General features: G+C 56.7%; 18 protein-coding genes. 13 read left to right on the forward strand and 5 right to left on the reverse strand.

Going from position 1 to position 23,323, the window contains the following annotated elements:
• The first annotated feature begins 147 nt into the window (after positions 1 to 147).
• From NTX17_02150 to NTX17_02200, 11 genes are all read left to right on the forward strand, one after another.
• Positions 148 to 783, forward strand: a complete 636-nt coding sequence (locus NTX17_02150; GenBank protein MCX5800179.1) for a nucleotidyltransferase family protein — start codon at positions 148 to 150, stop codon at positions 781 to 783.
• 21 nt (positions 784 to 804) lie between these two features.
• Positions 805 to 3,276, forward strand: a complete 2,472-nt coding sequence (locus tag NTX17_02155) for a xanthine dehydrogenase family protein molybdopterin-binding subunit (protein ID MCX5800180.1) — start codon at positions 805 to 807, stop codon at positions 3,274 to 3,276.
• Positions 3,273 to 3,809 (forward strand): (2Fe-2S)-binding protein, encoded by a 537-nt coding sequence (locus tag NTX17_02160; GenBank protein ID MCX5800181.1) that lies wholly within the window; start codon positions 3,273 to 3,275, stop codon positions 3,807 to 3,809. The genes NTX17_02155 and NTX17_02160 overlap by 4 nt, the downstream gene beginning before the upstream one ends.
• A 34-nt stretch (positions 3,810 to 3,843) precedes the next feature.
• Positions 3,844 to 4,701, forward strand: a complete 858-nt coding sequence (locus NTX17_02165; GenBank protein ID MCX5800182.1) for an FAD binding domain-containing protein — start codon at positions 3,844 to 3,846, stop codon at positions 4,699 to 4,701.
• Positions 4,702 to 4,738: 37 nt separating this feature from the next.
• Positions 4,739 to 7,240: a xanthine dehydrogenase family protein molybdopterin-binding subunit gene (locus tag NTX17_02170; GenBank protein ID MCX5800183.1), complete on the forward strand. Its 2,502-nt coding sequence runs from the start codon at positions 4,739 to 4,741 to the stop codon at positions 7,238 to 7,240.
• Positions 7,237 to 8,181: a xanthine dehydrogenase family protein subunit M gene (locus NTX17_02175; GenBank protein MCX5800184.1), complete on the forward strand. Its 945-nt coding sequence runs from the start codon at positions 7,237 to 7,239 to the stop codon at positions 8,179 to 8,181. Before NTX17_02170 ends, NTX17_02175 begins: the two co-directional genes overlap by 4 nt.
• Positions 8,178 to 8,699: a (2Fe-2S)-binding protein gene (locus tag NTX17_02180; GenBank protein ID MCX5800185.1), complete on the forward strand. Its 522-nt coding sequence runs from the start codon at positions 8,178 to 8,180 to the stop codon at positions 8,697 to 8,699. The genes NTX17_02175 and NTX17_02180 overlap by 4 nt, the downstream gene beginning before the upstream one ends.
• 61 nt (positions 8,700 to 8,760) lie before the next feature.
• On the forward strand, positions 8,761 to 10,050 hold the full coding sequence (locus NTX17_02185; protein ID MCX5800186.1) for a DUF362 domain-containing protein: 1,290 nt from the start codon (positions 8,761 to 8,763) through the stop codon (positions 10,048 to 10,050).
• A gap of 83 nt (positions 10,051 to 10,133) precedes the next feature.
• On the forward strand, positions 10,134 to 11,045 hold the full coding sequence (locus NTX17_02190) for a hypothetical protein (GenBank protein MCX5800187.1): 912 nt from the start codon (positions 10,134 to 10,136) through the stop codon (positions 11,043 to 11,045).
• 53 nt (positions 11,046 to 11,098) lie between these two features.
• The gene (locus NTX17_02195) at positions 11,099 to 11,671 is read left to right on the forward strand and encodes a class IV adenylate cyclase (GenBank protein MCX5800188.1); all 573 of its coding nucleotides are present in this window, start codon (positions 11,099 to 11,101) and stop codon (positions 11,669 to 11,671) included.
• Between the two features lie 132 nt (positions 11,672 to 11,803).
• Positions 11,804 to 12,322, forward strand: coding sequence for a ferritin (locus tag NTX17_02200; protein ID MCX5800189.1), 519 nt, complete (start codon positions 11,804 to 11,806; stop codon positions 12,320 to 12,322).
• Between the two features lie 148 nt (positions 12,323 to 12,470).
• Here the strand turns inward: NTX17_02200 and nth are convergent, their stop codons facing one another.
• The 5 genes from nth to NTX17_02225 all read right to left on the reverse strand — a co-directional run bounded on the left by nth (position 12,471) and on the right by NTX17_02225 (position 20,919).
• On the reverse strand, positions 12,471 to 13,133 hold the full coding sequence (nth, locus tag NTX17_02205) for an endonuclease III (GenBank protein MCX5800190.1): 663 nt from the start codon (positions 13,131 to 13,133) through the stop codon (positions 12,471 to 12,473).
• 56 nt (positions 13,134 to 13,189) lie between these two features.
• On the reverse strand, positions 13,190 to 14,299 hold the full coding sequence (locus NTX17_02210) for a hypothetical protein (protein MCX5800191.1): 1,110 nt from the start codon (positions 14,297 to 14,299) through the stop codon (positions 13,190 to 13,192).
• 55 nt (positions 14,300 to 14,354) lie between these two features.
• On the reverse strand, positions 14,355 to 15,338 hold the full coding sequence (locus tag NTX17_02215; GenBank protein ID MCX5800192.1) for an acyl-CoA dehydratase activase-related protein: 984 nt from the start codon (positions 15,336 to 15,338) through the stop codon (positions 14,355 to 14,357).
• A 70-nt stretch (positions 15,339 to 15,408) separates the two neighbouring features.
• Positions 15,409 to 16,446: an acyl-CoA dehydratase activase gene (locus NTX17_02220; protein MCX5800193.1), complete on the reverse strand. Its 1,038-nt coding sequence runs from the start codon at positions 16,444 to 16,446 to the stop codon at positions 15,409 to 15,411.
• A gap of 147 nt (positions 16,447 to 16,593) precedes the next feature.
• Entirely contained in the window at positions 16,594 to 20,919 is a 4,326-nt protein-coding gene (locus NTX17_02225) for an acyl-CoA dehydratase activase (protein ID MCX5800194.1), read from the reverse strand.
• 440 nt (positions 20,920 to 21,359) lie between these two features.
• Between NTX17_02225 and NTX17_02230 the strand changes: the two genes are divergently transcribed.
• Together NTX17_02230 and NTX17_02235 are read left to right on the forward strand one after the other, a co-directional pair.
• Positions 21,360 to 22,190 carry a hypothetical protein gene (locus tag NTX17_02230; GenBank protein ID MCX5800195.1) on the forward strand — a complete coding sequence of 277 codons (831 nt, stop codon included), beginning with the start codon at positions 21,360 to 21,362 and terminating at the stop codon, positions 22,188 to 22,190.
• Positions 22,191 to 22,276: 86 nt separating this feature from the next.
• A complete protein-coding gene (locus tag NTX17_02235; GenBank protein MCX5800196.1) occupies positions 22,277 to 23,209 on the forward strand; it encodes a hypothetical protein in 933 nt (310 codons plus the stop codon).
• Positions 23,210 to 23,323 lie beyond the last annotated feature (114 nt).

Genomic DNA, 23,323 nt, shown 5'->3' on the forward strand with positions numbered 1-23,323 from the left:
ACATCGTTGGACGAGCGGAATGGCGCAAAGAGACCGAGAGCTTTCCCGTGTGACGCGCGGAAAATTGCCTTGCAAGACGCGGATTCGCTGATATATTTCTAGTAGTTACGGGACCACTGAAGAGCCTCGAACACGCAACGGAGGGCTATGACTTCTGAAAGCACGGGCATCGCCGGGATAATCTTGGCCGCGGGAGAAGGAAAGCGCATAGGCAAGAACAAGGCGCTGCTCGAAATCGGAGGGATCAAGTCCTTGGAGAAGGTGGCGACTTGCATGTGCGGTGCGGGTTGCGATCCGGTGATAGTCGTGGGTGGGGCTGAAGCCGACAGCGTGAGTGAAGAAGCCGCGCGACTCGGGGTCCGGTTCATCCAGAACGAAAATTGGCAGAGGGGGCAGTTCTCCTCCCTCAAGGTCGGGACGTCACAACTGGCGAGCGTGGTGGGAGCTGGAAGGGGAGCGGGAACGGGGAAGAGTACGCAGGTGGGCGGAGCCATGGTGGCGCTGGTGGACCATCCTCTCGTAAAGAGAGAAACGTATCAAGTTCTTGTCGGAACGTCTCGGAAGTTTTCGGGAAGAATCATTGTTCCGACCTACCAGGAGAGACGAGGTCATCCGGTGGTTGTTCCCCGAGACGTCATGACAGAGATAGTGAACTCTCCGGATGGCATGACGCTCCGGGACATCATAAGAAAACACGACCACCTCGTGCTCGAGCAGGCCGTTGACGATGCCGGGATTCTGACGGACATCGACACGGAGGCGGACTTGAGGCGGGCCGGATAGACTGGAAAGGACACACATCTAATGACCGTAATCGGAAGGCGAGTGAAGAGATCCGAGGGAGTCGAGCGCGTCACCGGGGCGGGGCTTTTCACCGACGATCTCAATTACCCGGGCATGCTGCACGCCGCCGTCGTCCGCTCGCCCGTCGCCAGGGGACTCGTACAAGGGATTGACACCGGGAGCGCCCTCAATATGAAAGGCGTCGAGGGAGTATTCACGTTCAGAGACATTCCCGGCCGCAACAGCATCCCGATTATCCTGGACGATCAGCCGTTTCTCGCAGAGAAGTATGTGAACTACGTCGGAGAGCCGATAGCCGTGGTCGTTGCCTGTGATCGTCCCACTGCCAGGGCCGCGGCTCTGGCGGTCGAAGTCACGATTAAGAAACTCCCGCCCATTCTTTCTCTCATGGAGGCTCGCAATCATCCCACGATCAAGCTTTTCGGCGAAGATAACGTGTTCAGGCAACTCAAGATCAGGCGAGGCGACACGAAGAGGGCCTTCGCGTCATGTGACGTCATCGTCGAGAACGAATATCGCACTCCCTATCAGGAGCACGCTTACATCGAGCCGCTGGCCATGATCGCCATCCCTCATCCCGACGGCAGGATGGAGATAAGAGGTTCGATGCAGTGCCCGTTTTACGTGCGGAACGCCGTCACGAGAGTACTGGCGCTGCCGGAGAGCGATGTTTGGGTGATACAGACTGCGACGGGCGGTGCTTTCGGCGGGAAGGAAGACGTGCCCTCACTTCTCGCGTGTCAGGCCGCTTTGCCGGCGTGGAAGCTCAAGAGGCCGATCAAGCTCGTCTACGACCGTACCGAAGACATGATGTCTTCGTCCAAGCGTCATCCCAGTTGGGTGCGTTACAAATCTGGAGCGTCGAAAGATGGAACGCTGAAGGCGGTGAAAGTGGAGTATGTCATTGACGGAGGGGCTTATTCGACGCTGTCGCCGGCGGTGCTGTTTCGAGGAACTGTCCACGCGGCGGGGCCGTATAGATGCGAGAACGTCAAGGTGGACAGCTACGTCGTCGCGACGAACAAGGTGCCGACAGGCGCATTCCGTGGGTTCGGCTCGCCACAGATACTTTTCGCCGCGGAATCTCAGATGGATATTCTGGCCGAGAAGCTCGGTCTCGATCCTGTTGAGTTCAGGCGCAGGAATCTGCTCAGGGTTGGTGACACGACTGCCACCGGGCAGAGGCTTCTAAACAGTGTCGGCCTGGAAGAGACTCTCGACAAGGTGCTTCAATCCTCCGCGTGGTGTCCTCGCGCGAAAGAGCGTGCGGACAAGGATGGCGGCAAAGATACAGGCAAGGCCCGGCGCAGAGATGAAGGCAGTGAAGACGACCGAATTCGGAACGAGGAGGGCAACACCGGGTTTGGCCTCTCCACCATCTTCTACGGGGTTGGTCTCGGTGCTGCTGGAAAGTATCTCGCGCGCACCGGCGCGAACGTCATTCTGCACTCCGATGGTTCGGTTCTGTTTTCCGTAGGGACTACCGAGCTCGGACAGGGGATGACCACCGTTCTCTCGCAGATAGTCGCGGACGGGCTTGGCGTACCGTTTGAGTGCGTGCGCATGACGGCTCCCGACACGAGTCGCGTGCCGGATTCCGGTCCGACGGTCGCCTCGCGGTCAACCACGATGTCTGGCAACGCGCTCAATAACGCTTGCAGGAAGATAAAGGACGTTCTTGTCGGAGAAGCCTCCGAGATGCTGGGCTGCCCGGCAGATCAGATAAGAATGGACGAAGGTGTCGTGACAGCGGGAGGGAGCCTGCGGGACGCGACTCTGCGGAGTGCAGCGGGGGAATCAGCGGGAGGTTTGGAGGGGAAGGCTTTCCCCGAGACTAAGACCTCGCTGTCTATTAATGATGTGATCAAATCGTGCGTGCAGAAACGAAAACCGCTCTCTGCCGACGGTTGGTACGCTTCGCCACCGACAAACTTCGATAACGAAACCGGGCAGGGCGACGCCTACGTAGTCTATGCTTGGGCCACAAACTTGGTCAAGGCGAGAGTGGACAGGGAAACGGGCGAAGTGTCGGTTCTGAAGGTGTGGTCGGCCCACGACGTCGGCAAGGCGATAAACCCATCGTCTGCGGAGGGCCAGATAGAAGGCGGTGTGCTCCAGGGTATCGGTTATGCTCTGACTGAAGACATGTCCGTTGATTCCGCCGGTCGCATTTTGAACCCCGACTTTTCCACCTACATAATCCCGACCGCGGAAGATGGCCCGGAGATAGTCTCGATAATCGTCGAGCACCCTTATCCCGAAGGGCCGGATGGCGCAAAGGGATTCGCCGAGCAGCCGCTCATGGGAATCGCGCCGGCAGTTGCCAACGCGGTCTACGACGCAGTGGGCGTGCGAATAACCGATCTGCCGCTCACTCCCGAGAAGGTCTGGAGAGCCCTGAAGGAGAAAGAAACTCACGAGGGCAAGCGCGGCAAAGCGGACTTAGGTGCAAGGACCCGGAAGAAGACATGAAACTGTCATTTAGGTTGAACGGGACAGACACCGTGCTCGACGTCTCAGGCTACGAGCGTCTGATAGATCTCTTGCGTGAGAGACTGGGTCTCTTCGGCACGAAGGAGGGTTGTGGAAAGGGTGAGTGCGGTGCGTGCACGGTCCTTTTGGACGGGGCTCCGGTGTGCTCTTGCCTCTTGCTCTCGTCGCAGCTCGCCGGCAGAGAAGTCACGACAATAGAAGGACTGGCGAAGAGAGACAGGCTACATCCGGTCCAGGAGGCGTTCACCGAGACAGGCGCGGTGCAATGCGGTTTCTGCACGCCGGGAATGGTGCTTTCAGCAGTTGCACTTCTCAACGAAAATCCCGATCCCTCGAGACAAGAAATCAAGAGGGCTCTTTCAGGCAATCTCTGCCGCTGCACCGGATACAAGAAGATATTCGAGGCCGTGGAACTGGCCGCAAAGAACATGAAAGGATCGAGCAAGGGGATGAAGCCGGGGAGGAGAGTCGCTCGTAGTAAACGAGGGAGAGCACGGCAGAGCCGCGCGTAATTGGTAGCGAAAAGTTCTGAGGAATGGTGTGAGCATGACAGACGCTGCGATCATCAGTGTTTCGACGTTGAATCAGGCTCTCAAGGCAATGGCACAGAAGAACGTCGTCGCTCTGGCAGGTGGAACCGACGTGCTTGTCAGACTGCACGACGTCGTCGATCGTCCATGGCCCAGGCTGCTTGTGTTGGAAGGGGTCAAGCCGCTCCACAGAATGACGGTGAAAGATGACCGCATCTTGCTGGGGCCTCTTCTCACCTTCGCCGACATTGCGAAATCGGCCGGCCTGAGAAAGTTCGCGCCACAACTCGTTGAGGCGGCTTCGCTGGCGGGGTCGGTCCTCATAAGAAATCGCGGCACGATCGGTGGGAATGTCGCACACGCTTCTCCGGCCGGCGATCTAATCCCTCCTCTGTTCGTGCTTTCGGCGAGACTTGAATTGTCGTCCGTCAACGGCAAACGCTACGTATCAATCGAAGACTTCGTCAAGGGGCCGGGATTGACCGCTCTCAAGGCTAACGAGCTGATCACGTCCATAATCCTTGAGAAATGCGGAAGCCACGGGTTCTATCTTCGGCTTGCGGCCAGAAGGGCCTTGGCCATCAGCAAGGTCTCGGTGGCTGCGAATCTCTCCGTGCGACGGGAGAAAGTGGACAGAATAAAGGTTGCCCTCGGTGCGGTGGCTCCAACTGTGGTGAGGGCATTGCGGACCGAAGATTACTTGCTGGGCAGGGAGTTGACGGACGGCACCATCTCAGTCGCGTGTTCCATTGCCAAGAACGAAGCAACGCCCATAACGGACATACGTTCCGACGCAGAGTACAGGCGAGGAATGGTGGCCGTTCTATTGCGAAGGGGTCTCGCGCGAATCGCACACACAGGGACCCGGGCTTGATGGCGTGGCTGATCGGCTGGACGACAGAAGGACTCTCATGGCTGATTGCGTGAACGACAAGAACTCATTTGACGTAATTGGCTCGGCCGTCCCCGGCGTGGACGCTCTCGACAAGGTGACGGGCCGCGCAAAGTACGGCGCCGACTACAATCAGAAGGGTCAGCTGTACGGAGCCGCCAGACACTCGGATTATCCCCACGCCGAGATCGTATCAATAGACACAACCCGTGCGAGAGAGTTGCCCGGCGTCCGCGCCGTATTGACTCACGTCGATATCCCAGGCCAGAACTGCTTCGGCGGTGTGGTTCCGCACCAAGTAGTCTTGTGTTCCGATAAGGTCAGATATTTCGGTGACGTCGTGGCGATAGTCGCTGCGGATACGGAAGAGGTCGCGTCGACGGCCGTAGGACTTGTCGAAATCAGATACAATCCTCTTCCCGTAGTGACCGACCCCGTAGAAGCTTTGCGCGAGGGCTCTCCGCCGGTTCATCCGAACGGAAATCTCTGCGTTCATCACAAAGTAAGAAAGGGTGACGTGGACAAAGCCTTTTCTAAATGTGATGTTGTTCTGAGGCGGGAATATTCCACTCAAAAGGTTGAGCACGCGTACATGGAACCCGAGGCCGTTCTGGCTGAACTCGGGGAGAACGGCGGCGTTACCATTACTGGTTCGGTTCAGAATCTCTATTCGATCAGGCGAGCGCTGGCCAGGGTCCTTGCCCTGCCGCTGAACCGCGTACGGATACGGCAAGCGACGCTCGGCGGTTCCTTCGGCGGCAAAGATGAGGTGATGAGCGCACTGGCTTGCCGGGCCGCTCTGCTCGCCCTGGCTACCGGACGACCCTTGAAGATGGTGAACACTCGCGAGAACTCCATGAGGGAGTCGTACAAACGTCATCCTTACAAGATGAGATACAAGGTGGGGGCCAGCAAGCAAGGTTTGTTGCAGGCGATGCAGATAGAGATCTTTGCCGACGCGGGCGCCTACGCCGCGATGTCTCCGTTCGTCACCTGGCGTTCGGTGGTACAGGCCACGGGGCCGTATGTCGTCCCCAACGTGAAGACGGATGTTTACGCCGCATACACGAACAATTGTTACACCAGCGCGATGAGAGGATTCGGCTCGCCGCAGATTTGCTTCGGCGCAGAGTCTCTGATGGATGAATTGGCTCTCGAGCTCGGCATGAGTCCATTGGAAATTCGCTTGAAGAACGTGCTCAAGGACGGTTGTGAAACGGCCACCGGGCAGAAGTTGGATCACAAGGTTAGCGTGGAGCAGGCCTTACTGAACGTTGCCAGGAAGGGAAACTTCAAAGAAAAATGGAACGCCTGTCTGGAACAGAACAAGGGGGGCGCAGTGAGCAAAGGAAGCGCTGAGGGTACGACGGGCGAAAGTGACCACGACTCCGTGACCACGGCGGGTTCTGAACCTCGGGCAGGGTCTTGCATAAAGAAGGGGATAGGCTTGTCGTGCAGTTACCGGGGTGTGTCGTTGGGTGCGGAAGGAGTGGACGCCGCGGGTGTTGTCGTCTCGCTTCAGACGGACGGTACCGTGATCGTATCGTCGGGTCTTGTTGACATGGGTCAAGGAGCTTCAACCACAATCTCGCTTCTTGTGGCCGAAGAGCTGGGCGTCACGATTGACAGGGTCGTTTTCCTCAACGCAGACACGTCGCGTCTTCCGGATTCGGGCCCCACTGTTGCCTCGAGGACAAGTTTCATGGCGGGAAACGCCGCAGGGAGGGGCTGCCACGAGCTTCTCGAGAGGCTTAAGCCCATAGCGGCTGAGACGCTGAAGTGTTCACCGGGCTCGGTTGTGTTTGAAGACAATTTCGTTTATGCCGGCGGAGGGGAATCAAGTACCGGTGGCGGTGAACGCAAGGGGGAAGGCATGTCGCTGGCTGCGCTGGCCACCCTTTGCTTCCAGAAGGGGATTTCCCTTTACGCTCACGGCTGGTACAAAGCTCCGTCAACGTCGTGGGACGAGGAGAACGGCCAAGGTCTTGCCTATTACACGTTCGTATACGGCGCCAATCTGGCGGAGGTGGAAGTGGATGCCGTGACGGGCAAGGTCGCCGTAACCAATGTCGTGAGTTCGCACGACGTGGGCCGTGTGATAAGTCTCCACGGCGCGAGGGGACAAGTGTGCGGAGGCGTGGCCATGGGACTCGGCTACGCTCTGCTCGAAGAGTACGCGGAGGAAGCCGGGGTGCCCCAGCTTGAGAATCTTGACGAATATCTTCTTCCGACCGCGGGCGATACGCCGGACGTGGATGTCGTTTTCATCGAGAACCCTGACAAGCTCGGCCCTCACGGCGCAAAATCGTTGGGAGAACCCGCCTGCGAACTGGCGGCGCCGGCGATTGTAAATGCAGTCGCTAACGCAACAGGGAGAAGAATCAGAGCGTTGCCCCTCACGCTGGAGAGAGTGCTTCTCGGAAGGAAGCTCTCAAGGAAAGAAGAACGCGGCTCTGTGAAGGCGAAGGAAACTCTGACAGGGGAATCTGATCCAGCCAACGCACGGGACAGGGACCAATGATCAACGTAGTCTCACATTACTATCCTGCATCTCTGGAGGAAGCTCTCGACTTGATGGCGTCGAGAGAGCTCACACCTATTGCAGGCGGGACAGATCTTGTCCCTCAGATGCGCGACGGCGAGCCGCGAGCGCTGATCGACGTGGCTCGCCTCGGTCTCAACTACGTAAGGGTCGCCGAGGGGGCGCTCGAGATCGGTCCCTGCGTTACCCATTCGAACCTGTGTTGTGATCGCGACGTTGTACGGTTTCTGCCGCTCCTTTCCAGTGCCGCCGGCGTGATCGGCGCTGTCCAGATAAGAAACAGGGGAACTATCGGCGGCAACGTAGTAAACGCCTCACCCTCGGCCGACACAGTGCCCGCGCTGTTGAATTACGACGCTGAAGTCGTGCTTGTTTCCAAGGCCGGCAGGAGACGCATGAAACTGGAAGAGTTCGTCAAACGGCCTTACGTTACGGACAGGAAACCCGGAGAGCTCTTGACTTCTATTGTGTGCAAGACGTCGGGGGCGACGGCCGTTGTGGCCGCCCGCGCGGCGGGTGAGGTCCCGAGTGGTGCCCCGGGTGGCGCCCCGAGCGCGGCGCTAGGATTAGAAGTCGGCACTTGTTTCCTCAAGTTGGGCCGGAGAAATGCGATGAACATTTCAAGGATGAGCCTGGCAGTGCTGCTCACAGTGGGAGCAGACCGTAGGATCGGGTCTGCTCGTGTCTCGGCGGGAGCAGTTTTTCCCGTTGCCAAGCGAATGCTCGAAGTGGAGCGATTGCTGGCCGGACAGATTGTGTCGACGAAACTCTTCCAAGAGGCCGGTCTTCTCGCCACCGAGCTACTCGTGAAGGAAACGGGAATACGCTGGTCGACACCTTACAAGATGCCGGTCCTCAAGGGTCTGCTTGAAAGAGCATTACACCGGGCGGCAGAAAACAGCGGGGTGACCGCGGAATGAGCACGGTCTGCTTGAGCTTCCGGTTGAACGGAGTTGAATTCAAGAAGGTCGTACCCTCTGGATGGACCTTGCTGCGCTATTTGCGTGACGACCTCGGCTACTACGGTACCAAGTGCGGCTGCGAGATCGGAGAGTGCGGCGTTTGCACGGTGCTCTACGACGGTGAGGCAATGAACTCGTGCCTCATCCTTGCGTCGCAAATCGACGGTGCGGACATCTGGACAATCGAAGGCGTGGCTCCGAGTGGCGGTTCACAATTGCATCCGATACAGCGAGCCTTTCTCGATTGCGGCGCCGTTCATTGCGGTTTTTGTTCCCCCGGAATGGTGATGTCCGTGGTGGGGTTGCTCCTGAAGAATCGGAATCCGAGCGAAAGTGAGATCAAGGGCGCCCTGGCGGGCAATCTGTGCCGCTGTACCGGATACGTTCAGATAATCGAGGCCGTGAAGACGGCGGCCTCAGTTGTCACGGATAGGGATTTGGAGAAGTTCGTCTCCGGGAAGAAGCGGGAGACGTAGCGTAGGAGGATCCTCAATCAAGAAATCTAGGCCGGATGCCGCCGTCAAGAAGGAGAGGGGTGTGAAGAGCCAGAGCTATGACTCAATGAAGAGCAGTTTCGACTTGAACAGGCGCGACTTCCTCAGGATCGGAGGCGCGTTTGGCATCGGGCTTCTGTTGGGCAACACGTCGGCGTGGGCGCAGGAGAATCAGAAGGTCGCTCCGCCCGCGAAAATCAAGACGAACATTGACGACGCTCTGAAGACTTTCACGACCGGGCGTTCTTTGCCGGGTCCCTTTCCCGGGAGGGTCGTAGAAGTTTGTGACCAGAAGGCGATGGCGAATGACAGGCCGGTTCCGGAAGTTGTGCGCACGATGTTCGAGAAGGGTGTGCGGCAGTTGACCGGCAAGAACCTCAAGAAGAGTTTCGGGATGTTCTTTGAAAAGGGAGACGTTGTCGGAATAAAGGTGAACCCGGTCGGCGCGGGTCTCATCAATACGCGGCTCGAAGTCGTGGACGCCACCATTGAATGGCTGACCAAGAACGGCATCAAGCCGGATAATATTGTGATCTGGGATCGCTACGATTTCATGCTGAAGGAAGCCGGTTTCACTTCGGAACGATATCCCGGAGTCGGGATCGTCGGGCTTCAGACGATGGGAGAGACTGAAGAAGAGAGCGGTCAGAGTGAAGGTGGAAGCAAGGCAGAAGGTGAAGGGCAAGGCCGGACTCAGGGCGAATCAACGAGCGAAGGCAAGAATGAAGGCGCCAGCAGCTGGCTGGACAAGAATGGTAATCACGTTAGTGCAGGGAATTTCGACATGGATGTGTACTACTGGGCCGACGTCGAGGGTCCAAAGGACAAGGCTTATCTCAACCAGCACGTGTTCAACGGAAAGTACTCTTACTTCGGCAAGCTTCTCACACAGAGACTGACGAAGATTGTAAATATCCCCGTGTTCAAGAACAGCGGCAACGGGATCTCAATGGCGACGAAGAACCTCGGGTACGGCTCGATCTGCAACACCAATCGACTGCACAATCCGCTCTTCTTCGACGTGTGCACGGAGGTCCTGGCGTTTCCCGTAATAAGAACGAAGCTTGTGCTCAATATCACCGACGGCCTCAGGGCACAGTATGACGGCGGTCCCATGCCTGTCGCAGAATTTGCATATCCGATGAGCACGCTCTTCTTTGCGACCGATCCGTTTGCACTCGACATGACCTGTCATCGTCTCATGGTCGAAAAACGGAAGAGCATGCAGGTCAAAGTGAACGAGCACCCGATCTTTACGGACTATTTCCGTTACGCAGAGCGCCTCGGGCTCGGCATTGCCGATCCGGAGAAGATTGAGCACGTTCGGATTTGAGGGCGGGTGGGACGGCGGTGAATGGGTGCGTGCCGGGAGCACACGATGCTAGTTGTAGTTTTGTAAGCAGCCTTAGGATTACGATGAGAAGACCGCCGCTCTTGAATTCCGTCGCAGTTTTGTTTGTCTTTCTTCTTTCGTCTGCCGATGTGGTCTCCGGGGCGAAAGCCGGTCCCGCCTTCCCGCGAGACAACTATGTGGCAGGCTGGGTGAGATCCGAACGGACGCTGCGCTTCGAAAGGAGCAATCTTTTCGACTACATTGACGGCGGTGCTGAGCTGTTCCTGGAGTTTGGGTTCGACGTGTTACTCGTCCAGCGCTACAAAGAAAGCAACGCGAAGGGAGATGACGAGATTGCGCTGGAAATCTACCAAATGGAGAGCGCCGAAGCGGCGCTGGGAATATACCTGACCAAGTGCGGCAAGGAAACGCCCGTCGGGGGCATAAAGGAAAGAAACTCCGGTGATCGCTATCAGTTCAGCATAGTCAAGGGAGACTGTTTCATCCAGGTAAACAATTTTGGCGGCGACGGGAAACTGATGCCGGTCATGCTGAAGCTGACGCAGCGAACACTCGCAAGCATTCCAAAGGGCCCTCCGGTGACGTTGCTGAGTCGCCTGCCGGAGAAGGACTTCATTTCCGGCTCCGGTTTGATTTTCCGCGGCCCCTACGCGCTGCAATCGATCTTCACCTTTGGCAGTGGCGACGTTCTTCAGTTACGCGGGAACGTTTTCGGCGTGACCGGAGACTACGCGGGACCCGAAGGCGGCGTCTACACGAGACTCCTCATCCTGTATCCGGAGCCGAAGGCTGCACTGTCGGCGTTTGAGAATCTCTCGAACAACCTGGATCCCTACTTGGAAGTAGTGAGCAGGCTGGAGAACGGATTCACGTTCAGAGACTACAGAGACAAGTTCGGGACCGTGGAACTCAAGAACGACGTCATGGAAATCAAGATCAATTTGCCAGAGAAGCCAGAGACGACGGAGAGATGAGAACGTTCAGAGGAGCCGGACAAGCGAGAAGGGCGAGTTTCATGGAGGCGTGAGTGAGCTTCATCAACATTGAAATCAAGGCCCGGTGTAGTTCTTTAGATGCCGTTAGACGGGTTTTGAAAGAGCGTCAGGCGACCTTCAAGGGTGTAGATCGTCAAGTCGATACGTATTTCAATGTCTCCAACGGCAGGTTGAAACTCCGCGAAGGCAACATTGAACGTTGCCTCATCCACTACAGTCGCAAGAATCAGGCCGGCCCAAAGAAGTCAATCGTGACTCTGTACGGTCCCGTTGCGAATTCGGCGTTGAAGGAGACTCTGACGAACGCTCTGGGCGTTCTTGTCGCCGTGGAGAAAACGAGAGAGATATACTTCATCGACAACGTCAAGTTCCACGTGGACGCGGTAGAACGACTTGGCACTTTCGTCGAGATCGAGGCAACAGACTCAAGCGGGATCATCGGACAGGAGGTCCTTCGCAGGCAATGCGAAGAGTTCATGGGCCTGCTGGGGATTCGCTCCGACGATCTGGTCAAGCATTCATACTGCGACATGATGCTCCGTCAAGCCAAACACTCCTCGCCAGGTCGGCGCACCCTCGCGAAGTCGGCGGCACGCGAAAGCTGAGTCGCCGCAACCAGCCAAAAACAATGCAGTTACGGGCGTGACCCACAAATCCTGTTTGACACGAGTCGCTTTCGGAGCTATCCTCATCTCACGACGTTACTCTTCGCAAGCTGGCTCTGAAGGAGGATGTCCATGAAGATTTATAGATGTCGTGTCTGTGGGGAGGCTTACGTAGGCGGGGGAAAGCCGTTGAATTGCCCGTGTTGCGGCGCACCCGACAAGTACATCATTCTGGCCAAGAACTGGAAAGAGGACATGATCTCCACGCTCACCGACGTCTCGGAGAAAAACCTCAAGAAAGCTTTGGAGTTAGAGATAGAGGTCTCAGGTTTCTATCGTTGCGCCGCAAGGGTGGCCGTTGAAGAAGAAGTAAAGGCCATGTTCTCGGCACTGGCGAAGATAGAGGCGGAGCATGCTTCCACAATGCGCAAGATGCTGGGGCTTCCCAGGTCCTACCCTTACGAGCACGAAGGGCGCTGCCACCCGACGGACACCCAAAACCTGGCAGAAGCGCGGCGCAAAGAACAAATTTGTGTGGCTTTTTATGAAGAATCTGCCAAGCAGGCCGGCGAGAAGCGAGTGAGGGAAGTCCTTGTTGCTCTTACAGAAATCGAGAGAGACCACCTAGTTGTTACTACGAAAAAAATGTAGACCTGGGCAATCAGCCCAGGTGGGTTAGCGCTACGCCTCACGAGTTGCCCCAAATCGGCCCGATCCTTCTCGAGCAGGCCCTCCGAGCATTTCCCGACACGCCACCTTGCCCAATTCGCCTCAAAGCACAATCCTTTGGGAAGCTGCCTCAACAGTTTACGGAGGGACACAGACTTGCCACAACGCATTTGCAGCATCTGGGCTTCCTGGCCTCGCACACGGCCCTTCCGTGCAGAATCAAGGCGTCGGAGAAAGGCCTCCAAAGCTCCTCGGGCAGGAGTCTCATGAGATCCTGTTCGATGAGGTCGGGATTCGCATTGCTCGTGAGTCCCAGTCGTTCCGAAAGCCGTTTCACGTGCCTGTCTACGACGACTACAGGTTTGCCGAAGAAATTTCCGAGGACAACGTTGGCGGTTTTCCTTCCGACTCCTCGGAGTGCGATAAGTCCTTCCATCGTGTCGGGGACTCGACCGCCATGTTTCTCCACGATGTCTCTGCAACACTCGATTATGCTCCTGGCCTTTTGTCTGAAGAAGCCTGTCGACCGGATTTCCTGTTCCAGTTCACTATGGTTTGCCTTAGCGAACTCGGCCGCGGTCTTGTACTTGCTGAAAAGCCCCTTCGTAACGATGTTCACGCGCACGTCCGTCGACTGAGCCGACAGAATCGTTGCGACGAGAAGCTGGAGAGCCGACCTGTGTTTCAAAGCCGTCTTGGCCTCTGGGTACTCTTTTAGCATGAGCGATGCTATCTTGTACGCTCTCTTTCCTTCTCTCCGACTTTTCTTGTTTCTCTCGGCCGGCTTAGCCATTGTCCTGTTCACCCCCGACTGAGTCTGCCACGACGAGCTTGCACTCTCCACCGGACTTACGCGTTCGCCAAGCTTGACTCAGGTTTTCTGAATCCGAGACGTTTTCTTCTCACTATGAGATCCACGAAGGCCTCGAGCCTCGTGCTCACTCCGCCTTCGTCAGAATGCTCGTCTATCGGAAGAGGTAGCACGGGTATGCCGTAGTCTTCCGACACTTTGTGCATGACACTCTGCGCAAGTACCTCGGGCATACAAGTGAAGGGCATTATGAGAATAACGCCGTCGAAGTCCCGGTGAACGGCCTGAATGGTCTCACCTATGCTCTGGCATCCTGTGCACAGGTCAGGATAACGCATGTACAACGAAGCTTCGCGCATGGCGAATTCGTGCTCCCGTCTGCCCTTTCTGTCCAACCTCAATACCCTCACAACTTTCTTCCCGAGCCAGTATGATCTTTCCACTTCCACGCCCATCTCTCCCAACTTGTCCTGCACGTGAAAGTTGACGTTGGGCTCGGCCATCATGTATGCCTCACCGACGATTCGTATCCGGGCCGACGGTTCCTTCTCGACGGCCCTGGCGCTGGAGAAAGCGGCTCTCGCCTGTTCCATCGTTTTTCTCACGCTTTTGTTGTCGGTTGCGGAGTCAAGCGTGGCATGCCACGTCTTGAAGAGTCTTGCGGTTTGACCTCGCAGCTTCTCCCTGGGTCGAGTCGTCATTGAAAGAACCTCAAGTTCTTCGAGGGCGAGAAGCTTTCTGATTCCAAAGAGGAAAGCCTGCACCACGTCTCTCCATCCGGTTTTGTTACCGAACTGACGGAAGTGGCCCAGGAATTCGAGAGGCCTGTCGTAGTTGACGGGTATCATCTTGCATTGGAAGCCGAGGTCTCTCAGGATTATCTCCTGCGCGGGCCAATAGAAACCGAGCCTGCAATTGCCGTGACTCGTGGCCATCGCGACGGTGTCGGCTCCCATCCGCAGGCCTTCTATCATGTTTCCGAGCGTGACCTTGAAGGGGAGACACACGAGCTCGGGGGCGTACCTGGCGCCGAGCGTGATGGTTTTGTGACTCGTTGGAGGGGGGACGACGATCTCTTGCCCCAGGCGTTTGAAGACCGACTTCATTGCCACAGTGAGCGGCCCCATGTGCGGGAATGTTACTATCATCTCGTGTACCTCAGCCGCGTCGGCCGGCGCCGCGCCCGAGCCGGTTCCCCCGCCGTCACGCCGGACTCCCCAGCGGCTCTGTCGCGTGCTTCCGTTTTCTTCTCGCGATGGCGTCGAGATACGCCTCCAACCTTGTCTCCACGCCGGCCTCACCGGTGTGCTCGTCAAGCACGAGAGACATGTATGCAACGTCGGGATGCTTTCTTGCTTCCGAATCTATCAACACTTTGAGCAGGGCGTCAGGTCCGCACTCGAAGGCGATAAGATACATCACGCCGTCCACGGATTTCGATTTGAAAAACAATCTTGCGCCGGCCAGAAGCTCTTTGGCCGCCGTCCAGTACGGAGGGCACTCCAACAATTTGACCTCTCTCTCGACTGTGGATGGGTCGAGATGTCTGGCAGTGACGACGTCTACCCCCAGTGACGTAAGTCGCTCACGAAGGTTGAAGTTCACGAAGGAGTCGAAGAGATTGTAAGGGTGACCCAGCAGTGCGATCCTCAGACCCTTCCAGTTGGCGCTGCCGACTTCCCTGAACAAAAAACTGGATTCGCTCTCGGCCTCAGGTTCGGCAGAGAACCAGTTTTTCTGAGCTCCCAGCGCTTCGCGACAAGCCTTCTTGAGGAGCTGGAGCTTGCCCAGCTCCCGAGCCAGGTCGCGGAACTGTTTCTCATGGCTGACTACTTTCTTTCTCAGGTCGATGATAGGATCGAGTATTCGATGAATGCCCGGCAGGTTGAGCCTCACCATGTCGGGAAATGCAACGATTTTCGGGCAGGTGTACGCGTTCTTTTCGACGCTGAGAACTCTCGGCAGAAACAGATAGTCGACCTTCGGTGCTATGGCGGCCACGTGTCCGCACGCAAGCTTCACGGGCAGACATATGTCAGTCAAGCAATACTGCACGCCCAGTTGTAGGATGCCCTTGTTGGTTGGAGGGGAGATCACAACTTCCTCTCCCAGTGCCCTGAAAAAAGTCTCCCACATCAAATGATACTTGTGGTAGAGAAGCGCACGCGGAATCCCGATTCTTGCCATGATCGTTTGTCGCCGCGGCCAAGTATTCCTTGCAGACAGGCGGATTCTCACACCCCGCTCGAGGCAGGAACTACGCTCGGGGCGAGATCTCCACGCCCTGCCCCGTGACCAGGCACTCCTCACACGCGGGTGGCTCCTTAGATAGCTCCTTTGGCTCTGTCTGATACCTGCCGCATCTGTCTCCCCATCCTGCAATCTTGGTATCGTTCATCAGGACCTCTATTACTTCACACAAATTTGGGCATTCCTTGCACTCGAAGCTGGTCGTCTTGTACTCCACTTTCCCCAGGGCAAAACCCCTGAAACGCGTCGTCTCCTCGGTTTCGGATTTCCACTCGTGGGCCAAGAGGGCGGCGCCGATCGCTCCCATCACTCCGAATCTCTCGGGCACCACGATCTCCATTTTGAGTTCGTCGGCGAGCGCTTTTCTGATTCCCTCGTTCGCCGCTACCCCTCCCTGAAAGACGACGGGAGGAAGAATTTCCTTTCCTTTGGCGACGTTGGCCAAGTAGTTGCGCACGAGGGCCTGACAGAGCCCCGCAACAATGTCCTCGACCTTGTGTCCTACCTGTTGCTTGTGAATCATGTCGCTCTCGGCGAACACCGTGCAGCGCCCGGCGATTCTCACGGGATTCTTGGAGGAAAGGGCGAGCCGTCCAAAGGCCTCGATGGGCACCGTGAGTCTGTTTGCCTGTTGATCGAGGAAGGAGCCTGTGCCGGCGGCACATATCGTGTTCATCGCGAAGTCGACGGCGACCTGGTTACGAATAATGACTATCTTCGAATCCTGGCCGCCTATCTCCATCACGGTCTGGACGTCGGGCTCCAGGTGAATTGCGGCGATAGAGTGCGCAGTTATCTCGTTCTTGACTATGTCGGCGCCTACAAGTTCGCCAGTGAGCCGTCTTGCGCTTCCGGTCGCGCCCGCGGCAAGCACGTGGGACTTGCAGGGCAAGGCCTCGGCTGCGAGCGAAATCGCCCTCTGCACTGCATCGATCGGGCGACCGGACGTCCTCAAATAGGCGTCGTAGAGAACTTTCAGGTTCTCGTCCAGAACGGCGAGATTTGTGCTCACGGAGCCAACGTCTATGCCCAGAAACACGTTCATAGTTCTTAGGATGGGTCAAATTGCCGGCGAATGCCTTGAAGAATGAGAATAGTACTCCGGTAAGTACGAGGCCCGGCCTACGAGAGACCCTCGCTCGTGCGGCGCCTCGGTTTCCATTAGCTTTGTGTTTCTCTGGAGATTCGGCGACTACTGCGAGGTGTCTCGCTTCCTCTTCGCGTACTCTTTTGCCTGGTACATGAAGGCCTGAAGCCTGGTCAACGTGTTCGCCTGCTCCGTGCCGTCATACACCATGTTGAGGAACGGGAAGCCACCCTCGTTCTTCTGGACGAACTTGAGTATAGCATGAGAGATGGTTCCAGGCATACACGTGAAGGGCATTGCGCTCACCACGCCCGCGAGTCCCTTCTTGATGAAATCGATCGACTTGCCGACAGTGAGTATGGCCTCTCCCTCAAAACTGGGATGGAGGTAAGGAGCCGCCATGTCCAACACTTGCTTCGACGAAGGTTCGCTCCAGGTTTCGATGAGACCCTTGAACGGATGGGACAACGAATGCTCGTCGCGCCTCATGACGTAGTCCTTGAGGAGATTCTTCACGAGGAGCTTGTAGTCACCGTCGAGACGGCTTCGCATGTGGCGCCGGACGTTGCGGTACAGGAACCATTCGTAGACCGGGGCCATCAGCACCTGTCCCCCGAGCCCTTCGATTTGCTCGACAAGATTGTTATTGCTGAAGTCGTTCGAACGCACGTATATCTCGCCCACAAGACCTATGAGGGGCCTCGGTTCTGAACGGTCAACCTTTATTTTCTCAAAAGCGACTCTGCTTCTTCCAATCGCGCCCAGTATGTCTTTGCGACTCCCGTTCTTTCTGATCACGTCGCATACGTCTTCGACCTGCTGCCAATAGACCCTCTCGATCAGTTTCTTGTCCTTGGCATAAGGTCTGGTCTCAAGAAGCCACTTGTAGAGCACGTCTATGCTGACGATTCCAAGCCAGCCCAATTCCAGGAAACGCCTTCCGACGAGTCCGAGATCATCGTAAAAGCTGGAGGCTTGGTTGGGGGCGTAGATGGGTACGTCTTCAAAACCGATTTCGTCCAACACTATTCTCTGCAAAGCATTGTATTGGCCGAAGCGGCAGGGACCGCCGGAGCCTCCCATGAAGAAGGCGTACTTGTTTCTGTCGAAGTCCGGCCGCATGGCCATCTTCACCATGTCGCCGGTCGTGACGATACAGGGAAAACACTCTTTGCCGGTCGTGTATTTTCTTCCCCAGTGGAGCGTCTCGTCGTCCGGCTCGGGGAGCACCTCTGCGGGCATACCGCAGGCCTGGAAGGCAGCCGCGATTCCGTGGGCATGGTCGGCCATTCGCGGTATCAGCACGATGCGCTGATTTCCCTTGGAGATGTTCACGGTCTCAAACTTCCACGGAGGCGCCGTCCTTCTGTCGGAGGCTCCCTCGAGGCTGTCCAGAAAGGCCTCGCATCTTGTGATAATTCCCGCGTCCGCACTGTGCTCGTCTACTTCTATCTGCAAGAATGGCTTGTCACCCATTCTCTGTCTGAAGAAGCGCGAGACGAAAGAATCCGGTCCACATCCGAAGTTGGTGATGTAGAGCGCGGTGAGTCTCGGATCGTTGGCGATAATCTCGGCGGCGGACAATATCTTCTGGCCGTATCTCCAATACATGTTGGGCCACTGGTCGCTGATTTTTACGCTGTCCAGAGGAAGAAAGTCCATGGGAATGGGGAGGACTCCCATGCCGCGCAGCTTACGCGGGATCTCGAGATTGGCACCGGGGTCGCATCCGTTGTACGAACGGCTGACCACGACAAAGGCCTTCTGGCCCTCTCTCAAAGACGAGAGAATCTCCCTGCCACGCTCTCTGCATCTTTCCTGGAACTCCTCGTAGGCTCCCCATGCCTTTAGAGCGGCCTTCTTTACACTCCGGTGATCGGCACCCAGTCGCTTTCCTACGTCCATCATCGCGTCGGCCAGATGCTCCGGCCCCATGCCAAGCCAGACGTGAGGAGTGAGAAGCTTCGAATCCTTCGAGTCGAAATCTATGGCGCCCCGCACCGTGTAAGTGAGACTCTGGATGTATGGGCACACAAAGCTGTCCGTGAACTTGTCGTCGTTGCTGGGAAGATTTATGACGCTGGGAAGGAAGATGTAATCAACCTTGCTGTCGACCAACGTCATTATGTGACCGAGAGCGACTTTCATGGGGAAGCACGTCTCCACGACCGAACCCTCGCAGCCACGATGGATGGCGCTCTTTGTGGTTGTCCCCGAGAGTATTACCTTGCATCCCAGCTCCGAGAAGAAGGCCTTCCAGAGTGGAAAGAGGTCGTGAAAGATGAGGCTTCTTGGCATTCCGATCTTGGGCGCGTCGTTTGATTTTTCGCCGGAGTCCTTGTACGTTTCCAGCAACAGTCTTTCTCTTTCCTTGAAAAGATCGGGTAGGTCCTCGCCCTTCGATGCCCCGCGATCGACGTCGTATTTTTCGCACCTGCTGCCGTAGTAGAGTGGCTTCTCACCCTCAACCTTCACGCAATTGATCTCGCATCTGTTGGCACAGTCCGTACATTCAAAAGACGTGACCTCGTAGGGTCTGTCACTGAGATCGAATCCTTTGAACCTGCTCCCCTTGCCGGCGTCGTTCTCCATGGCGAGGATTGCGCATCCGATGGCGCCGGTCACTTCGTGGTGTTCCGGCACCGTGATAGGCTTTCCTGTGATCTTCTCGAAGGCTGCGACCACGCCCCTGTTGGCCGCGACTCCGCCCTGGAAGAAAATCCTGTTGCCAACCTTTTTCCCGGCAACAACCTTGTTGAGATAATTGAGGACTATGGAGTAGCTCAAACCCGCGACGAGGCTGTTCGTGTCACTGCCGCCTTGCTGGTGGCGTACGAGCTCCGTCTCCATGAAAACGGTGCACCGGTCCCCAAGCGATACCGGGTTCTCGGCCTCCAGGGCCATCTTGCTGAACTCGTCGATGATGTTTATGCCGAGTCTCTCGGCCTGTTCTTCGAGGAAGCTGCCGGTGCCCGCGGCGCAGACCTTGTTCATCTCGAAATCAACTATGGCGCCGTTCTCGAGACTTATGTACTTGGAGTCCTGTCCGCCGATCTCAAAAATCGTATCCACCGTAGAATCTATCTCGGCTGCGGCGCGAGCCTGGGCCGTGATCTCATTCTTGACCAGGTCGGCGCCGATGAAGTCACCCGTGAGGTAGCGGCCCGAGCCGGTCGTGCAGGCTCCGCGAATCTCGACTACGTGGCCTACCTTGTCGCCTACGATCTTGAGCCCCTTCTGTACCGCCTCTATCGGACGGGAAGCAGTCATGAGATAGCACTTCGCCAACACTCTCTTCTCACTGTCCATGACCACGACGTTCGTGCTGATCGAACCTACGTCGACGCCGAGGTAGGCAGGAACCTTGCCGTCGGTATCGCGTTTTGGTTCGCCCTTTTTCCCGAATGGAAGCGTCCTTCCACCCTCCGCCGTGGAGAGACTATCCAGAAACTTGTCCTTGTCTCCCGCGGCCTGCTTGGCGAGAAACTCCTCGATCTTCTGAAGTCCAGGAAAGACAGTCTCGACGTTCTGTTCCAGCGCGTTGTAGACCGCGCCAATTGCTCCCATGGAAGCGAAATACTTGGGGATGATGAGGGCGCCTTGTTCAAGTTCAAGCACCTGTGTGAATGCGCGTATCATTCCCTGATTGGCGGCCACACCTCCCTGGAAGGAAATGGGCCTCACGAAAGTCCTGGCGGCACCGACCGTGCTCTTGAAGTTTCTGGCCATGGCGATGCAAAGGCCTGCCACTATATCCTTGGGAGGAGTGCCCTTCTGCTGAAGGTGTATCATGTCACTCTTTGCGAAGACACTGCACCTGCCTGCTATTCTTGGGGGAGTCTTTGATTCGAGGGCAAGCTTGCTGAACTCCTCTATCGAGAGGTCCAGCCTGTGCGCCTGCTGATCAAGAAACGACCCCGTGCCCGCGGCGCATATCGTGTTCATTGCAAAATCAACCATCTCGGTCCTGCGGCTCCGAGGATCCTCCTTCAGGAAGATGAGCTTTGAATCTTCGCCGCCAATCTCGATGACCGTACGCACTTCGGGATGCAAGTGCACCACGGCCGCCGTCTGGGCGACGACCTCATTTACAAAATGAGCGTTCAAGAGATCCGAGAAGAGTTGGCCGGCGGCTCCCGTCACTGCCACCAGTTTTATCCGCGAAGGAGGGTATTTCTTGAGAAGATCCTTGAGAGCATCGAGTGTGGCGGCCACGGGATGGCCTTTGTGACGAACGTAGCTGTCTTCCACAACCTGCTTGTCAGGCCGCACCACTGCAATGTTTACGCTCACGGAGCCTGCGTCGATCCCTACGCAGACCTTTTCCGATCCAGCGTTCATTCTTGCGCCCGAAGGTGGCTGTTTCTGCTTATCCTCGATTGTCATGATTTCCCGACGTTCTTCCCTCTTGTGCTTCAGGGCTTTCCCCATACATCTCAGCCTCGCTGCCTCGTCCCAGAATTCCCTGGGGCCACGTCATACATCTTGAGGCTTCTTGCTGGACTGGGAATTGGACCGGGCGGCACGGAGCGTCTGCTGCGGCACCAGCACCGTGCTACATGAGGGGAGCACCGCCCCTGGAATCAGTTACCAAAATTGAGCCTAGAGTCTATCAATCACGTTTGGGACTGTCAACGAAATTTGGCCTGTCGTCGGGCGTCTGCCTGCCTTCGATCGGCGAGACAGTCAGGCTCGTGTTCGTCGGCGCACACTCCGAGACAGCAGATTCTTTTTTGTTGACCGTACATAAGGCCTAGTCTAACCTGACTTTTGGGTTAGCTAACGCCATGGCACAGATGATTCTTCATAAGCTCGGGATTCTTTCAGGCAAGAGCACATCTTCCGAACTCGTCGCGGCACTGGGGGTTCAAATGGAATCAACTTTTCGCGTCTGCTCTTCCCTTACTCGGCTTTTTCGCTGTTCTTTTGCCTCGCTCCTTCTTCTCGCGGTCTTTCTTTCTTACCCGGCGCGGCCTGACGCGAGCCCTCCGCGAACGCCTCCCCCAGATTCTATTTTCAGCATAGAGCCGTTCGCGGCCCGATTCAGAGCGATGGCCGCCTTCACCGCCGACTCGATTCCGCACGGTTACATCGCATTTGGTGACGTGAGGGGATACGTGCATGTGTTGAAGAAGAAGGGGCCGGGTTTCGTTCCCTCGTGGAGCACGTTCTCCCTCGGCGCGCCGGTGAAGGAGGTTCTGGCCGACGACATTGATGCTGACGGTTTCGTCGACCTTGTGGTGATCACCACCGCCGGTAGAATGTTCGTTTTTGACACCAACACTCACCAGATGGTCTGGGAAAACACCGGCAATGATTTTGAGAGCGTGAGCACGCTTGTCATCGAGCAGTTGGATCGAGATCCCGCCAAGGAACTGATACTTCTTGCGGATTCAAAACTCTTGGTGATGGACGGAGAGAAGTTCCTGAGGGAATACCAGAGCGCGGACGCGTTTGACGCGACAGAATACATGGTCGTCGGAGACGTTGACAACGACGGCGAAAAAGAGATAGTGCTCAATTCTGGATTCGTCCTCAATGCCAGGACCCTCAACATCGAGTGGCAGACGGATTTCTTCGGGACGAGGCTTGCTTTGCGTGACGTAGACGGTGACAAGATGGAGGAACTCATCTGCGAGTCAACCGGGGGAGCCCTGATGGTGTATGACTTGGACACCAGGCAAGAGAAGTCGGTTTTTTGAGGAGGACGGCCGGACCGGCCGTTACCGGGTAAGTCCAGAGCGAGACCCAAGAGAGGTCAGACAGGGAAAGGAGACAGGAGATGCCGTTGGAAGAGACAGCCAATGTGGACAACGCACTTGCAGTTCTCACCGTCGGTGGTTTTCTCAAGAGAGTGGGGCTCGATGAGTTTGAGACCCAAAGAAGGGGAGGAAAGGGAATTGTCGGTGGCAAACCCAAGGAAGAGGATGCCATATTCAGCATTACTCCCGCACACCCTCGGGACAGAGTGTTGTTCTTCACAAACCTCGGCAGATGTTACTTCGTCGAGTCCGATCAGATTCCTGTGATGTCACGTTATGCGCAAGGGACGAAGGCGGCAAGTCTCCTCGGACTGACGCCCGAAGAGCATGTCACTTTCATGCTTGCCCACGGTGGCCCCTTCGAGGAACAGCCGCTGGTGCTTTTGTCCAAGAAGGGCATGATAAAGAGGACGGCTCTATCAAACTTCAAGAAATCCAGGGTGGGCGGGACTGTCGCCATGTCTCTGGCCGAAGGAGACAGCATACGCGCGGGCTACGTCTCGGCCAACCCCGGCGAAACGATGATCATTACTTCCTCGGGCAAGGCGGTTCGCTTTGACGAAAACGCCGTCAGAGTAATGGGCACGACCGCACAGGGTGTGAGAGGAGTGAGGCTGTCTCCAGAGGACGCTGCCATAGCCGTCTGTCCGGCCTCGGAGGGCCTGAACGTCCTCGTTGTCAGTGAGCAGGGCTTCGGTAAGCTGACCGCGCAGGAACAATTCAGGAAAACGGCCCGCGGAGCTGGCGGCGTGACCGGAGCCAAGCTCAACGATAAGACGGGCAAGGTGGCATTTGCGGGCACGTTGCGCACCGCGGAAATCATACTCTGCAGCAAACACGGAAAGGTCATCAGGTTCGCGAGTGCAGACGTGCGTGAGACCGGGCGGGCCGCGGTCGGCGTGCGTCTCATGACGCTTGAGGCCGATGACGCCGTGTCAAACGGAGCCATCATAGCCTAATCGCGCTTCGGTTCAAGTCGGGGGAGGGGGGTTCGAGTTCACGACAGAGAAAGGGGGTGCCGTACCGGATAGGCGAGCCATCAGCAGTTGACTACTTCAGATTCTTCTTGCTCA

It is taken from the genome of Candidatus Eisenbacteria bacterium (assembly GCA_026388185.1).
GTDB lineage: Bacteria > Eisenbacteria > RBG-16-71-46 > JAFGJU01 > JAFGJU01 > JAPLKG01.